The 14,309-nt window shown below is 45.2% G+C and carries 21 protein-coding genes and 1 tRNA gene; 6 read left to right on the top strand and 16 right to left on the bottom strand.

The annotated features are described in order from the left end of the window. Positions 1-14: 14 nt before the first annotated feature. The 14 genes from rpsH to rplC form a co-directional block, all read right to left on the bottom strand. Positions 15-416 carry a 30S ribosomal protein S8 gene (gene rpsH, locus SOI82_RS07820; RefSeq protein ID WP_320666871.1) on the bottom strand — a complete coding sequence of 134 codons (402 nt, stop codon included), beginning with the start codon at positions 414-416 and terminating at the stop codon, positions 15-17. 19 nt (positions 417-435) lie between these two features. Continuing rightward, on the bottom strand, positions 436-975 hold the full coding sequence (gene rplE, locus SOI82_RS07815; protein WP_320666870.1) for a 50S ribosomal protein L5: 540 nt from the start codon (positions 973-975) through the stop codon (positions 436-438). A gap of 84 nt (positions 976-1,059) precedes the next feature. Next, entirely contained in the window at positions 1,060-1,371 is a 312-nt protein-coding gene (gene rplX / locus SOI82_RS07810; protein ID WP_320668395.1) for a 50S ribosomal protein L24, read from the bottom strand. 45 nt (positions 1,372-1,416) lie between these two features. Next, positions 1,417-1,782 (bottom strand): 50S ribosomal protein L14, encoded by a 366-nt coding sequence (gene rplN / locus SOI82_RS07805; protein WP_320666869.1) that lies wholly within the window; start codon positions 1,780-1,782, stop codon positions 1,417-1,419. Further along, positions 1,779-2,045 carry a 30S ribosomal protein S17 gene (gene rpsQ, locus SOI82_RS07800; RefSeq protein ID WP_320666868.1) on the bottom strand — a complete coding sequence of 89 codons (267 nt, stop codon included), beginning with the start codon at positions 2,043-2,045 and terminating at the stop codon, positions 1,779-1,781. The genes rplN and rpsQ overlap by 4 nt, the downstream gene beginning before the upstream one ends. A gap of 18 nt (positions 2,046-2,063) precedes the next feature. Next, entirely contained in the window at positions 2,064-2,276 is a 213-nt protein-coding gene (gene rpmC, locus SOI82_RS07795; protein WP_320668394.1) for a 50S ribosomal protein L29, read from the bottom strand. Further along, entirely contained in the window at positions 2,276-2,761 is a 486-nt protein-coding gene (gene rplP / locus SOI82_RS07790; protein WP_320666867.1) for a 50S ribosomal protein L16, read from the bottom strand. The genes rpmC and rplP overlap by 1 nt, the downstream gene beginning before the upstream one ends. Before the next feature lie 13 nt (positions 2,762-2,774). Further along, positions 2,775-3,506, bottom strand: coding sequence for a 30S ribosomal protein S3 (rpsC, locus tag SOI82_RS07785; protein ID WP_320666866.1), 732 nt, complete (start codon positions 3,504-3,506; stop codon positions 2,775-2,777). A 19-nt stretch (positions 3,507-3,525) separates the two neighbouring features. Further along, positions 3,526-3,894: a 50S ribosomal protein L22 gene (gene rplV / locus SOI82_RS07780; RefSeq protein ID WP_320666865.1), complete on the bottom strand. Its 369-nt coding sequence runs from the start codon at positions 3,892-3,894 to the stop codon at positions 3,526-3,528. Between the two features lie 6 nt (positions 3,895-3,900). After that, positions 3,901-4,176 (bottom strand): 30S ribosomal protein S19, encoded by a 276-nt coding sequence (rpsS, locus tag SOI82_RS07775; protein WP_320666864.1) that lies wholly within the window; start codon positions 4,174-4,176, stop codon positions 3,901-3,903. Positions 4,177-4,211: 35 nt separating this feature from the next. Beyond that, positions 4,212-5,075: a 50S ribosomal protein L2 gene (gene rplB / locus SOI82_RS07770; RefSeq protein WP_320666863.1), complete on the bottom strand. Its 864-nt coding sequence runs from the start codon at positions 5,073-5,075 to the stop codon at positions 4,212-4,214. Positions 5,076-5,092: 17 nt separating this feature from the next. Continuing rightward, positions 5,093-5,395 (bottom strand): 50S ribosomal protein L23, encoded by a 303-nt coding sequence (locus SOI82_RS07765; RefSeq protein WP_320666862.1) that lies wholly within the window; start codon positions 5,393-5,395, stop codon positions 5,093-5,095. Beyond that, on the bottom strand, positions 5,388-6,023 hold the full coding sequence (gene rplD, locus SOI82_RS07760) for a 50S ribosomal protein L4 (protein WP_320666861.1): 636 nt from the start codon (positions 6,021-6,023) through the stop codon (positions 5,388-5,390). The genes SOI82_RS07765 and rplD overlap by 8 nt, the downstream gene beginning before the upstream one ends. After that, the gene (gene rplC / locus SOI82_RS07755; RefSeq protein WP_320666860.1) at positions 6,023-6,679 is read right to left on the bottom strand and encodes a 50S ribosomal protein L3; all 657 of its coding nucleotides are present in this window, start codon (positions 6,677-6,679) and stop codon (positions 6,023-6,025) included. The genes rplD and rplC overlap by 1 nt, the downstream gene beginning before the upstream one ends. A gap of 379 nt (positions 6,680-7,058) precedes the next feature. On the opposite strand from rplC, the gene SOI82_RS07750 reads away from it, so the two are divergent. The 6 genes from SOI82_RS07750 to recA all read left to right on the top strand — a co-directional run bounded on the left by SOI82_RS07750 (position 7,059) and on the right by recA (position 12,556). Next, complete coding sequence (locus tag SOI82_RS07750; protein ID WP_320668393.1) at positions 7,059-7,520, top strand: NAD(P)H-quinone oxidoreductase subunit N; 462 nt, start codon at positions 7,059-7,061, stop codon at positions 7,518-7,520. A gap of 71 nt (positions 7,521-7,591) precedes the next feature. Then, complete coding sequence (locus SOI82_RS07745; protein ID WP_320668392.1) at positions 7,592-8,572, top strand: LdpA C-terminal domain-containing domain; 981 nt, start codon at positions 7,592-7,594, stop codon at positions 8,570-8,572. A 48-nt stretch (positions 8,573-8,620) separates the two neighbouring features. After that, entirely contained in the window at positions 8,621-10,291 is a 1,671-nt protein-coding gene (locus tag SOI82_RS07740; protein ID WP_320666859.1) for an AAA family ATPase, read from the top strand. Positions 10,292-10,393: 102 nt separating this feature from the next. Continuing rightward, a tRNA-Gln gene (locus SOI82_RS07735) sits at positions 10,394-10,465 on the top strand. A 16-nt stretch (positions 10,466-10,481) separates the two neighbouring features. Beyond that, positions 10,482-11,258, top strand: coding sequence for an HAD hydrolase-like protein (locus SOI82_RS07730; RefSeq protein ID WP_320666858.1), 777 nt, complete (start codon positions 10,482-10,484; stop codon positions 11,256-11,258). A gap of 158 nt (positions 11,259-11,416) precedes the next feature. After that, entirely contained in the window at positions 11,417-12,556 is a 1,140-nt protein-coding gene (recA, locus tag SOI82_RS07725; protein WP_320666857.1) for a recombinase RecA, read from the top strand. A gap of 22 nt (positions 12,557-12,578) precedes the next feature. Here the strand turns inward: recA and SOI82_RS07720 are convergent, their stop codons facing one another. Continuing rightward, positions 12,579-12,818: a DUF2839 domain-containing protein gene (locus SOI82_RS07720; RefSeq protein WP_320666856.1), complete on the bottom strand. Its 240-nt coding sequence runs from the start codon at positions 12,816-12,818 to the stop codon at positions 12,579-12,581. A gap of 42 nt (positions 12,819-12,860) precedes the next feature. Next, complete coding sequence (locus SOI82_RS07715; RefSeq protein WP_320666855.1) at positions 12,861-14,306, bottom strand: helicase C-terminal domain-containing protein; 1,446 nt, start codon at positions 14,304-14,306, stop codon at positions 12,861-12,863. Between the last annotated feature and the right edge of the window lie 3 nt (positions 14,307-14,309).

The following is a 14,309-nucleotide window of genomic DNA, read 5'->3' as shown; positions in this document are numbered from 1 at the left end:
ATTAAAACTCCAGATCAGTACACATAGCAGAGGACTTCTCCCCCAACACCTTGTTTACGAGCATCCCGATCACTCATCACCCCTTTAGAGGTTGAAATGATGGCAACTCCTAATCCTCCCAAAACTTTGGGAAGTCCACGAGTATTTTTATAAATACGAAGTCCAGGCTTACTAACCCTTTGCATAGAGCGGATTGTTGGATAACGATGCTTACCGCTGTACTTCAACCCAAGAATTAACTGCGTACTAATTCCTTCACCTTCTTCACTGATTTCTGAAATAAAGCCCTCTTGTCGCAGCACTTTTGCAATACTGCGAGACATGCGTGATGCAGGAACACGCGTAGTCTCATGTCGTTTTTGACTCGCATTACGTATGCGAGTGAGCATGTCTGAAATTGGATCGTGGTTTGCCATAGTCGTCTACGAAGAGGGCTCAGTTATTACGGAAGGGGAATCCAATCTCGCGGAGGAGGGCTCGGCCCTCTTCATCGTTGCGAGCACTTGTAACGATGGTGATGTCCATCCCCCGAATAGCGTCAATTTTGTCAAAAGAAATCTCAGGAAAAATAAGCTGCTCTCTGACCCCAAGGGTGTAATTACCACGACCATCAAAGCTCTTAGGGCTCACACCTCTGAAATCTCTAATTCTTGGTAGAGCAAGATTGACAAGTCGTTCCAAAAAGGCGTACATGCGTTCCCCCCTAAGGGTGACAGCGCAGCCTATTGGCATTCCTTCTCGAATTTTAAAACCAGCAATTGCCTTCTTAGCTCTTGTCACCAATGCTTTTTGTCCTGTGATATTGGCTATTTCAGCCAAAGAAGCTTCCAAAGATTTGGCATTGGAAGCTGCTTCTCCTAAGCCACGATTAACATTGACTTTGAGAACCTTTGGGACTTGATGAATGTTCGAGAGACTGAGATCTTTCAGCAATTTGGGCTGAATTGTCTCCCGATAGCGCTGTTTTAATGACATAGCTAGGAAGGAAAGTTGCTTCTGGTCTTGGTCAGAAGTCGAAGTAATTAGAAGGGATGAGAGAAGAAGAGAAAGAAAGAATCATTAATCAATCAACTCTCCGGTTTTTTTAAGTCGTCGCTTCTTAGTCCCATCTTTTTCGATAATGAGTTCCACACGGCTTGCGACTTTTTTGGCTGTGGAATAAATCATCACGTTGGAAGCATGCAATGACGCTTCTTCGGTAACAATTCTGCCGCTCTCACCATCCTGAGTAGGTTTGACATGACGAGTACGCAGGTTTACCCCTTGCACAACCACCCTATTCTCAAGAGGCAATGTTTTTAAGACCTCACCGGTCTTACCCTTATCTTTGCCATTAATCACCTGCACTGTGTCTCCTTTTCGGATTCGCATCTTGATCCGTTGAGTAGGTTTCGCCTTTTGCATTAAGTTCGCCATTTAAATAACCTCCGGTGCAAGAGAAACAATCTTTGTAAAATTGCGCTCACGAAGCTCACGTGCAACAGGGCCAAAAACCCTTGTCCCACGAGGATTTTTATCCTCATTAATCAAAACAGCAGCATTATCATCAAATCGGATTGAATTTCCAGTCTCTCGTCGCATAGTTGCCTTTGTACGGACCACTACCGCCTTGACTACCTCTGATTTCTTCACTCCCATATTTGGCATAGCGTCCTTCACTGCAGCAACAATTACATCTCCTACATGGGCATAACGTCGATTGGAACCCAAGACACGTATGCACTGAATTCGCTTGGCGCCACTGTTATCAGCGACAGTCAAGAATGTCTCCTGCTGAATCATTTGGGAACCTCCTGTAAATTGGCACTATGACTGAGAACTTCCAAAACAGCCCAGCGCTTAGTTGCACTTAAAGGACGAGTCTCTGTGATTCGAACTCTGTCACCAACGCGACAGTTGTTCTCAGCATCATGTGCCTTGTAACGAGTGGTCCGGCTAACTATCTTTTGATAAGTGGAATGTGGGAAACGGTTTTGTACCGCAACTACCACTGTTTTATCCATCTTGTCGCTGACTACAGTGCCGACCCTTTCCTTGAGTGCCATTGGTTTATAAGAAGATGATCAAGTGGAGGAATTGGAGCGTGATTGCTCATTTTGGACCGTCAAAAGTTGAGCCAACTTGGTACGGGCCTCTTTAAAGCGGTGTGTGTTGCTCAACTGACTGGTCGCTTTTTGAAAGCGGAGATCAAAGAGCTCACGACGAATGCCATCAATCTGTTCAGTAATCTCTGATTCTGTGAGCTTGCGCAACTCTGAGGTGTCTGATTTGGCCATCATGAAATCTCCTCAGTTACTTCTGATGTTGTTGGCATAGAAGATTGTTTGCTAAGAGTTTTCTGTCCCTGATTTTCCAAGGAAAGGAACTTAGTTTTGACAGGGAGCTTGTATTGGGCTAAGCGCATTGCTTCCCGAGCAATTTCTTCTGTAATCTCTTCACCTCCCATTTCGAAAAGAATTCGCCCTGGCTTGACAACAGCAACCCAGAACTCTGGGTTGCCCTTACCAGATCCCATTCGAGTTTCAGCAGGTCTCATTGTGACTGGCTTATCAGGGAAAATCCTGATCCAGATGTTGCCCCCCCGTTTTACGTAACGAGTCATGGCTCTCCTGCTGGCTTCTATTTGTCGGGATGTAACCCAGCCACAGTCTTGGGCTTGTAAAGCAAACTCTCCAAAGGCAATTTTGTTGCCACGAGTTGCAACACCGCGCATCCGGCCCCGATGTTGCTTGCGAAATTTTGTGCGTTTTGGACTAAGCATGATTTAAGTCTCCTTATGAACTTTCATTTGAGCGGTCTTCAAACTGTTGGGGTCTTCGATTACCCCTTCGCCGAGGGCTTGTACCCACTGGCAATGGCTGATCTTCTTTCGCAAGCACTTCCCCTTTAAAAATCCACACTTTGATGCCTAAAACTCCATAAGTGGTGGTTGCAACCTTCGTTGCATAATCAATCTCAGCCCGAAGGGTATGAAGTGGAACACGGCCCTCTCTGGTCCATTCAGTACGAGCAATTTCAGCACCATTTAATCGACCACCGACTTGAATTTTTAATCCAAGAACTCCTGCTCTTTGAGCCCGCTGCACTGCCATACGAATTGTGCGGCGAAAAGCTACCCTCTTTTCAAGCTGTTGGGCTATGTATTCTGCCAAAAGGAATGCGTCTGCATCTGCTCGCTCAACTTCTACAACGTTAATCCTTACCTGTCTGCTTCTATCTCCAATGGTCTTCTGAATACCAGAACGAAGATCTTCAATACCACTACCCTGACGGCCCACAATTACTCCAGGTCGAGCAGTCTTCAGCTCAACTTCAAGCTGATCTGCTTTGCGAGCAATCAAGACATCACTAATGCCTGCTGTACCATATTTTTTAGTAATGAATCGACGAATCCTGTCATCCTCTTGCAGAAGAATTGGATAAGTCTTGCTAGGAGCGTACCAACGAGAACGATGTTCCTGGGTAATCCCAAGGCGTAAACCAGTTGGATGGATTTTGTGTCCCATCAGTCGATGAAGTCGGGGGTCAGGATTCGGAGGGAGCCGCCACAGCAATGCTGATATGGCAGGTCTGTTTCTTGATCTGAAAAGCACGGCCTTGAGCTCGAGGCCTATAGCGCTTCATAGAAGGGCCCATGTCTGCTATTGCACTGGTGATGACCAGGGAAGCAGGGTCCAGCCCAAGATTATGCTCCGCATTGGCAACAGCTGAACGCAGCACCTTAGTGATCGGGCCAGTGGAGCGATAGGGCATAAATTCGAGCATTATCAATGCATCCCGATAAGTTCGACCACGAATTTGATCAAGAACACGTCTTACTTTTGAGACAGATCCACGTATATATCTGCCATGAGCTTTTGCTATAGAAGTTGAATTAGGAGTTGAGGTTGTCATTGGTTACTAGCGGCCTCCTTTCTTGTCTTTGATATGACCCTTGAAAGTACGAGTAGGCGCAAATTCGCCTAGCTTATGACCAACCATTTGCTCTGTGATAAATACAGGCACATGGCTCTTACCGTTATGAACTGCGATTGTGTGGCCGATCATCATTGGCAAGATAGTTGAAGCTCTAGACCAGGTTTTAATAACAGACTTGTCATCATCTGAATTTTGCTTTTCAACCTTACGAAGAAGGCTGTCAGCAATAAAAGGTCCTTTTTTTAGTGAACGTCCCATAACGGATTAAGCGTAAAGAAGAAAAGTGAAAAGCATTAGGAATCCCTTCCCCCGCGACTCCGTTTGGAGATACGTCGACGTTTCCTAAGAACATACCTATTACTGGGCTTGTTCCGCTTTCGTGTCTTCAGCCCAAGTGCAGGTTTACCCCAAGGCGTAACAGGGCCTGCTCGTCCAATAGGTGCTCGACCTTCACCACCACCATGAGGGTGATCGCACGGATTCATCACACTGCCTCGAACCTGCGGGCGTCTTCCCAACCAGCGTCTTCTCCCGGCTTTTCCAAGACTAGTGTTTCGATTTTCAGAGTTGCCCACTTCCCCAAGAGTCGCGTAACACTCACGACGTACTAATCGAACTTCTGTAGAAGGCAATTTAAGGGCTACATAATCACCCTCTTTAGCCATAACCTGAGCACTTGCCCCAGCAGTGCGAACCATTTGCCCGCCTCGGCCCGCATAAAGCTCTACACAATGCACATCTGATCCAAGAGGAACCGCCGAAAGGGGCATTGCATTGCCAATCTCAATTGGAACTTCTGAACCGGAGATAACTTGTTGCCCAATCTTGATACCAGCTGGAGCCAAAATATAACGCTTCTCTCCATCGGAATAAAACAGCAAAGCCAAACGGGCATTGCGATGGGGATCGTAATGAATAGCTGCGACTTTCGCGGAGATTCCGTGCTTATTCCGTCGAAAATCAACAACCCTATATAAGCGCTTATGTCCACCTCCTCTATGGCGACATGTAATAACTCCTCGATTATTACGTCCCTTTCGACGGTGCTTTGCAACCAGAAGAGAACGTTCAGGCTTCCGAGCGGTTACTTCACTGAAATCAGTAACTACTCTTGTACGAGTGCCTGGGGTATAGGGACGAAAAGAACGAATTGCCATGATTGTATAAAACTCGTTTAGGACTCAGGGAACAATTGAATACTGTTGCCTTCAGCCAAGCGCACAACAGCTTTCTTTACCTGGGCTCGTTTACCAGAGAAACGACCAACTCGACGAGTCTTTCGAGGAGGATTCATTGTGCTTACTCCCACTACTCGCACATCGAACATCTTTTCAACCGCTGCCTTAATATCAGGTTTTGCAGCTCGATGATCGACTTCAAAAGTGTACTGATTTAACTCAAGAGCCTTTGTTGCTTTTTCAGTAATTAATGGTCGTCGAATTACATCCGCAAGTCTGCTTTCAAAAAGCTCAGTCATTGCCATAGACCTCCTGAATAGTTGAAAGAGCCTCTTCTCCGATTACAAGCGAATGAGCATTAAGCAAATCAAAAACGTTGAGTTGATCTGCAGCAATCAACTTGACCTTCTCAAGATTGCGTATTGAACGCCTAATAATCTCGGACGGATTTCTAAGGATAATCAAAACTTTGGACTCAGATGCGATTCCGAAACGGTCTAATGCAGAACTGATCTCGCTAGTTTTTGGAGCTTTTAGAGCTTTACCAAAATCTTTAACAACTATCCAATCTTCTATGCGAGCCATTAAAGCTGTGCGCAAAGCAAGTCGACGTTCCTTGCGGTTCATTGCAAGGTTATAAGTACGAGGTTTGGGCCCGAAGATAATTCCACCACCGGGACGTAAGGGAGTTCGAATTGAACCTTGTCTAGCCCGGCCAGTTCCCTTTTGCTTATAGGGTTTACGACCTCCACCTCTGACTTCCGCCCTAGTAAGGGTACTGGCCGTTCCCTGCCGACTATGAGCCTGCTGACGAAGAATCGACCTATGCATTAGGTCAACGGCAGAGGATTCCTTCGCGACATTTAAATCAAGATTAGCCTCTCCAGATTCGTTTCCTTGCCAATCTCGTACAACACAACTAGCCATCACTTCCCTCCTTTAGCAGGCTGAGAACCCACCCGATTGGCGGGACGGATATTTAGGAAGGAACCTGGTTTCCCAGGAACAGAACCCTTCACTACAAGAAGATTTCTTTGACTATCAATTTTGATAATCGTGAGTCCACGGGTTGTGATCTTCTTACCGCCATAACGACCTGCCATTCGCTTCCCTGGATAAATCCGCCCAGGTGTAGTTCCAGCTCCAGTCGAACCAGGTTCACGATGGTTTTTTGAACCGTGACTCATTGGACCTCGACTAAATCCATGGCGCTTCTGATAACCAGAAAACCCTCGACCCATTGAATTTCCACTCACATCAACCTTTTGACCCGCTTCAAAGCGATCAACAGTAATGGGCGAGCCAAGTTCCAACCCTCCTAGGTCCTCTACGCGATATTCACGTAAATGGCGAAGAAATTCTTCACCAGACTTAGCAAGGTGTCCTTTGGCAGGTTGATTAATAAGCTTTTCACGAGTCAAGCCAAAACCAATCTGAACTGCGGCATAACCATCAGTTTGAGAAGTTTTCAGCTGGGTGATTCGGCAAGGTCCTGCCTCGATCAAGGTGACCGGAACAGCTCTGCCTTGATCATCGAAAAATTGGGACATACCCAATTTTTTCCCGAGGATACCTATAGACATGAGATGAGATGACGCCAGCGCTATTAATCTCGTTATTGAGACTTAGTTTAAGTGGGCTGATCATTTACTCACTTGATCACAATCAAACCTCGGCCGTATTACACGAAACTCAAGGAATAATTGGAGCTAGCAAGCTTAATCAACAGGCTGAGACTTGGCTGAACTTATTGAGTTCAGTCAGTTTCTCGGCAAACAGGGATAAATCACCCATCTGCTATGGCCTTTGGATCCAGCGCAATCGCTGAATCCGCTTAGCCTTATGGAGGCCCGGCTAGCGGACGGGCACATGAAAGCTGAGCGATATAAAACCCTACACCACGATGGCACCCATTTAGTTAAAGTTTTCAAGTGTCAGCCTTTTAATAATTCACCTAAATCCATGCCGCTTTTGTTATCTGGAAAGGGTTTTCGACGTGAGCTTGAAGCTTCCGGCTGCATGGCTATAAATGTTCCTCTTGAAGGTGGAACTGAAACTCGGCTACTTCGTCGTTTAAGAGCGGCTGGATATCGCACCCAAATCGCCTCAGCAAGAGGCCTTGGAGATCCAGAGGTGTTTCTCATGCAGCTGCATGGAATTCGGCCTCCACATCTTGGGCACCAGAGTGTTGGTCGCAATGGTGCTCTAGGAGAAGTGCAACAAGTAATTCCGAAATTAAGCGAATTACTAATGCATGATGAACCTGTAGTGCTCTGGTTACTTGAAGGACAGGTTTTATCTCGTTCAGAACTACTAGCACTTTTAGATCTCTGCAAACGAGAGCCCAGATTAAAAATAGTAGTGGAAATGGGAGGTGCACGAAGCCTCAAATGGCAACCAATGCATTCACTATTAGAAAGCTAAATGTTGCCAAATCGATTGTGAGAAGCAAAGGTTTTATAACCGGCGAAGAGGCTCTCAGAAGAGGGTCATGGGTGAAGTTGATCTGTGGTGCAAGCAATCAAGACCTGTCTTCTATTTGGGACCTTTGTGCTCTCTATGCCACAGCAGGTGTTCACTGCATTGACGTGGCGGCAGATGCTGCAGTGGTCCATACAGCTCGAGAAGCACTTGATTGGGTTCAAAAATCTATAGGTGTCCGTCCTTGGTTAATGATCAGCGTGAGTGACGGACAAGACGAACATTTTCGGAAAGCCTGGTTCAATCCAAAACTTTGCCCTATGGATTGTCCAAGACCATGCCAAAAAACATGTCCCGCCCTAGCAATTACAAAACAAGAAGGAATAAATTCAAAACGCTGTTACGGGTGTGGGCGTTGTATACCCAGATGCCCCTTAGGTCTCATTGTGGAACAGGACCATCACCTAAAACTAAAAGACGTTGGCCCCCTATTAGCAGAGTTACGTCCTGACGCTATTGAAATTCATACAGCTCCAGGACGGAAGAACGAATTCCAAGCTACTTTCAGTGAAATCATGTCTGCAAAAGTACCCTTCCAAAGAGTAGCTGTCAGCTGTGGTCTCCAAGGGTATGGGATTACCGCTAAAGAATTGGCTCAAGAACTTTGGGAGCGTCATTCATACCTACGACGCTATAAGCAAAAGCCATTATGGCAACTTGATGGGCGCCGCATGAGTGGAGATCTTGGTGGAGGTACAGCCAAAGTCGCTGCAAAGTTATGGCAGAAAATTCATCCTTTAGCACCACCAGGGCCTCTCCAACTAGCAGGTGGAACAAATGAAAAGACCATCAATTATCTACCTACTAAAAATGGACCAGCAGGAATAGCTTTTGGAGGTATGGCACGCAAATTGATCCAACCCTGGCTAATACAAGCAGAAGCCAATCAAATTCCTCTTAGAAAATGGCCAGAAGGATGGCAAGCAGCTCTTCAAGAAGCAAAACAACTGATAAATCCTTGGTTATTAAGAAGTTCTGGGCATCACACCTGCTAAAAGTCTTTAAACAGAATCCTTTTTAAAGTTTTCAAGCAAATAGAAGTAATGCAAGCCAAGCAAATAACAGATGATTTAAATAAGCTATTGGAGGTATTACCTCCAATAGTTCAAAAAGCACTGGCTGAAAGTAACAGTAAGGATGACTTAATAGAGGTTGTACTTGATCTTGGCCGACTTCCTGAAGCCAGATACCCAAGTCAGTCAATCACTCTAGGAAACAAATATTTATCTATCAATGATTTACAAGCTACTATAAATCAACTAGGAAAATTCGGATCAGATAACCGTGCTGGAATTGAAAGGACACTTCACCGAATAAGTGCGATTCGAAATCGAAAAAATGATGTCATAGGACTTACTTGTCGAGTAGGTAGAGCTGTATTTGGAACAGTGGCAATAGTTAGAGACCTTATTGAAAGTGGCCAATCACTCTTATTAATGGGCCGCCCTGGAGTTGGTAAAACAACTGTTCTTAGAGAAATTGCAAGAGTAATGGCTGATGATCTCCAGCGAAGAGTCATTGTTATAGATACAAGTAACGAAATCGCTGGTGATGGGGACATTCCTCACCCGGCTATTGGCCGCGCAAGGCGAATGCAAGTGACACAGCCTGAATATCAACATCAAGTCATGATTGAGGCAGTAGAAAATCATATGCCAGAAGTTATAGTCGTAGATGAAATTGGAACAGAGCTCGACACACAGGCCGCAAGAACGATTGCAGAGAGAGGAGTTCAACTTATTGCTACTGCGCATGGAAATGCTCTTTCAAACTTAATAAAAAACCCAACTCTATGTGATTTAATTGGAGGTATTCAGTCAGTGACACTAGGGGATGATGAGGCTAGGCGCAGGCGTACACAAAAAACCGTTTTAGAACGAGCAGCTGAGCCCACTTTTACAATCGCTGTTGAAATCAATAGTCGCAGTTGTTGGTCTATTCACAAAGATGTTGCAAACACTGTAGATTTACTGTTGCGTGGAGAGCCACCGCACCCCCAAGAAAGAACATTAGGCAACAATGGAAAAGTAAGACTATTAGGCAATACAAAGATCTCTTCTATCGTCAAAGAAAGCAGATCCAACAAGGCAAATTTATCTGAATCTATTAATAATTTATCGAGTCTAGGTATTACTGATTTTGATTCTATTCCGAAAGAAAATCTGTCTTGTATAACTAATCAACAGGCTGTTAAGGAAAAAGATAAATCAATCAGTTTGCAAATTCTTTGCTGTGAAATCTCACATCAAATTGTTGAAGAAGCTATACGTCATCATGCTTGGCCCGCTCGTCGAACAGAAAAGCTAGAGGAAGCTGATGTGGTAATAACTATCCGTAATGGGCTAAGTCACAACCCAGCCCTGAGAAAGGAAGCTCGTAAGCTCCAAATACCAATTCTTGTAATCAAATCAGATACCCTGCACCAGATCGAACGAGCTATAAAGCGCCTGCTGAACAGACACCAGATTGAAGCAAATAGCAAAAATGTATCATCCAAAAACATTTGCGCTGATAGAGATAACGAGATTGCTGCTTTGGAAGAATGCAGGCTGGCATTGGAAAAAATCGTTGTGCCCTTAGGACGACCAATGGAGCTTTTGCCACGGAATATGAAGGTGCTGCAGGTGCAAGTTGATCTGGTGCACCGTTATCGTCTTCGTTGCGATATTTTTGGAGATGGTGATCAACAGCGGCTAAGGGTTTACCCCCCCTAAACATGAACCTACTCATACTGAAATGACGTAGTTCAATCCGTCGTATGTAATTATTTGAATGCTACTTACATAAGCCCTGCTTAGGTAAGTAGCCCTACTCAATGGGCCGTCGCCAAGCGGTAAGGCAGCGGGTTTTGGTCTCGCCATTCCTAGGTTCGAATCCTAGCGGCCCAGTTTTCAACTCACATTATTGACATCTAGACCACTGTTAATTTTCGATTTTGACGGGGTCATTGCAGATGGCATCGCCGAGTACTGGTGGAGTTCACGCAGAGCCTGTTTTGAACTTTTAGATTACAAATCAGATTCGACTACGTTGCCTGAAGACGTACCTCAAATTTTTCGTCAGATCCGACCTTGGGTTCATCAAGGATGGGAAATGGTTCTTTTAGCCTCCGAATTAATTCGACCAGAAAGTGCGTTAGTCCTTTCAGGAGCCAAAGCATTCGCAAATAATTACCAATTGAATTGCAAGGAAGCCCTAAACGCACGAAACTGGGAGCCAGGCGTCTTGCAGAACGCACTAGAAAGCGTTCGCAGACAAGCCATAAAAAGCAATCGAACACAATGGTTAGGAAGTTATAAAGCCTTTCCAGGGGTTGTGCAGCGTCTCCACCAACTCAATACGGAAGGCTACGAATTTGCTGTCCTAACAACAAAGGGCTCAGAGTTTACCGCCGAGCTACTGGATCATTTCCACATAACACCAAGCCTGATCTATGGCCATGAATCAGGGAGCAAACAAGATGTTCTACTGCAATTAGCCAAAACTCATTGCCTTAAAGGGTTTATAGAAGATCGTCGTAAAACCCTTGAAACAATGATCAATACCCCTGAGCTGAATTCCCTAACTTTCTATTTGGCAAGCTGGGGCTACCTAAAAGATGAAGACACAAAAGATCTGCCTCACAATATTCACCTACTAGACAAACAAACTTTCATGACCCCCTTGGCGAGCTGGCCTTAATTCGTTAGCGTACGTGTGTACTACAAATGGTGGTTGGAAGCTATAGAAGCACTTACGTACTTCCGCTCCTCACGCTCCCTTAGCACAGCGCTCCTTGACCGGGAACAACCCACCGGTCAAATGAATTCTCTAGATCTTTAACTAAAACAATCAGCACAATGGCAGTCGAAATCCAATCAACTCATTCCTCAAATAAAGATTCTCAACAGCTTGGTACAGCCTCAGGTCAAAGAGACAAAGCGCTGAGCCTGGTCCTCGGTCAAATAGAGCGCAACTTTGGCAAAGGCTCAATTATGCGCCTAGGAGATGCCTCCAGGATGAGAGTAGAGACAATATCTACTGGAGCACTCACGCTAGACCTGGCACTAGGTGGCGGCTATCCAAAAGGCAGAGTTATCGAAGTGTATGGCCCAGAAAGTTCCGGCAAAACAACTCTGACTTTGCATGCTATTGCCGAAGTTCAGCGTCGTGGTGGGGTAGCAGCCTTCGTTGATGCCGAACATGCTCTAGATCCTGTATACGCAGCATCTCTTGGTGTCGATGTTGAAAATCTTCTAGTTTCACAACCAGATACTGGAGAAATGGCCCTAGAGATTGTCGATCAACTAGTGCGTTCAGCGGCTGTTGATCTGGTTGTCATTGACTCTGTAGCAGCTCTAACCCCTAGAGCCGAAATCGAAGGAGAAATGGGAGATTTGGCTGTAGGAAGCCAGGCCAGACTGATGAGTCAAGCAATGCGAAAAATTACTGGGAACATCGGCAAATCGGGCTGCACAGTGATTTTCCTCAATCAACTACGCCTCAAAATTGGAGTCATGTATGGCAATCCAGAAACCACAACTGGTGGTAATGCTTTGAAGTTCTACGCTTCTGTAAGACTCGATATACGTCGCATTCAAACACTCAAAAGAGGAACAGAAGAATATGGCATTCGTGCAAAAGTGAAAGTGGCTAAAAATAAGGTTGCACCTCCTTTTCGTATTGCCGAATTCGATATTCTTTTTGGCAAAGGTATCAGCACACTGGGCTGTTTATTAGATCTAGCAGAGGAAACCTCCATCGTTAGCCGGAAAGGTGCCTGGTATAGCTACGAAGGTGACAATATTGGCCAAGGACGTGATAACAGCATTATCTGGCTTGAACAAAACCCTGAGATCAAAGAAAAAATTGAACTATTAGTTCGTCAAAAACTAACTGAAGGCTCAGAAGTAAGTTCTAACTCAATGAAGCCATTAGCGGCGGCTGCGCGCACAGCCAATGAAAAGCAACAAATAAGTCCAAGCTCTAAAGCCGCCTAACAATTTCACTAAGAGCCAACAATTATCGGATATCAGCAGGTATCCACCAACCCAAAGCAGGTCCAACGAACCTAACTACGACCCATACAACGAGCAAAAGACCAATACCAATCCAAGCACCACGTTGTGTAATGGAATAGAACTGCTCTCTTGGACTTTTATCATTAGATGGCCAGGGGAAAAGCCTAGAAGTATCACCTCTTTTAATCTTTGATTGACGTGGGGGCAATCCCTGCTCCACTCGGCGACGAGCTTCTCCCATGGTCTGACTTAAAGGATTAGGTCTTAAACAGAGTAGGGCCTTTTAGTTAGGCAAAAGCCGTTGTAATGGTGTCCAAGGTTCTAGCGATCTAGAAAACTGCTCTCCCCAACTACGAGAACGTAACCTACCATCAAGAATCGCAAGGCGGCCGTGACTAGCTCTCAGAGGAGCTACTGCTTGCGGTAGCACACTCAACGCTTCTGGTAAAAGTAACTCACGGAACCAATCACGACCTTGTCGTTTCAAGGCCTCAACCCTTGCTGCTATTAATGGTTCTTCAACACTGGACAACGGCAGTATTGCTATAATGAGTTGCTGAGGGGGTGGAAGTTGATCTTGATGAAGAAGCCACCAAGACCATCGGCAACATATAACTCCATTGGAATCAGGAGTAATTGTTTCATGTATCACTCTTTTACCAAACTCTGACGCCAACTCACTAGTTATTTGTCGCCGTAATTGATCGTCATCTAGCAAAAGAATAGTAACTCCAGCAAGTCCAAGGATCAATCTTCGAGATTGATCTAGTAAATGCTGTGCATAAAACTCTGTATTTGGCAGTGGTTGACTTCGAGGTGCAAATAGCGAAATCGGCTCTTGCAAAAGGTGTCCTCCCAATGTGACCTTGACCTTGAGAGGGCTAGCTAATGATTCCAATTGAGTAATCAACAAATCATTGCGGTCCGTGCCAGTCAGCAAAAGATAAGGTTGATGCTTAAAAAGGCCATATAAGTGTTTTAGAGGGTCTAAAAGCTTCAAATGCCAAATCCAATTCAATGTTTTGTGATCAAGTTCAGCCCAACTGGCCCAATGATCACTCTCAGGCTGAAGCAACTCAAACCAAGGGGGGGGAGAAGGCAATAAAGAATCGATGAGATCTCTTAGTGCAAATATTTCACTGCAATCCATACGAACATGAGCACCAACTCGGGTGGATTGCGCAAAAAGTTTTCGACTTAAGCGCTCATGTAACTGCATCAATGCAACATCAACAGAGGGGTGAGCCCTTCTGAGCCGTTCCCAATCTTCTGACGTAATTTTCAACGCCATCACATCACGAAGTCTTTCGTTGAGAAACTCAGCCTCCGGAATAATCAAATGCTTAGATTGCAGTGACTCTTGCCGAAAAGCTTGAACCAACCCCAAATAATCCATTAGCCAGAGTTGTCCATCAGGTGGAGCTTGAGAGCCTTCCCAACATTCCAGCTGTACCCCTTTCTCTCTAAGTCGAGGTAGTTCAATTTTTAAAAGCCGTTGACGTTGCTTTTCTGAAAGAATTAAAACCGCACTTGAGGGATCAAAAGAAAGTGGAATAAGAAGCCCGAGCCACCAAAAATCTTGACTACCTATATCAAGTTGAATCAAAGTGTTATCTCTTCTCCTAAAAGTTCGCGCAACCAAGCGACCAAGCGTCAAGTTGTGCGGCCATGGGCATGAAATAGCCTGCAGAATATCTTTGAGCTGGGCATGGGCACTAGCTTCCAGCATCTT

This window comes from Prochlorococcus sp. MIT 1307 (assembly GCF_034092395.1).
GTDB lineage: Bacteria > Cyanobacteriota > Cyanobacteriia > PCC-6307 > Cyanobiaceae > AG-363-K07.
Note: the sequence above shows the minus strand (reverse complement) of the source record. Positions and strands in the feature narration are given on the sequence as shown.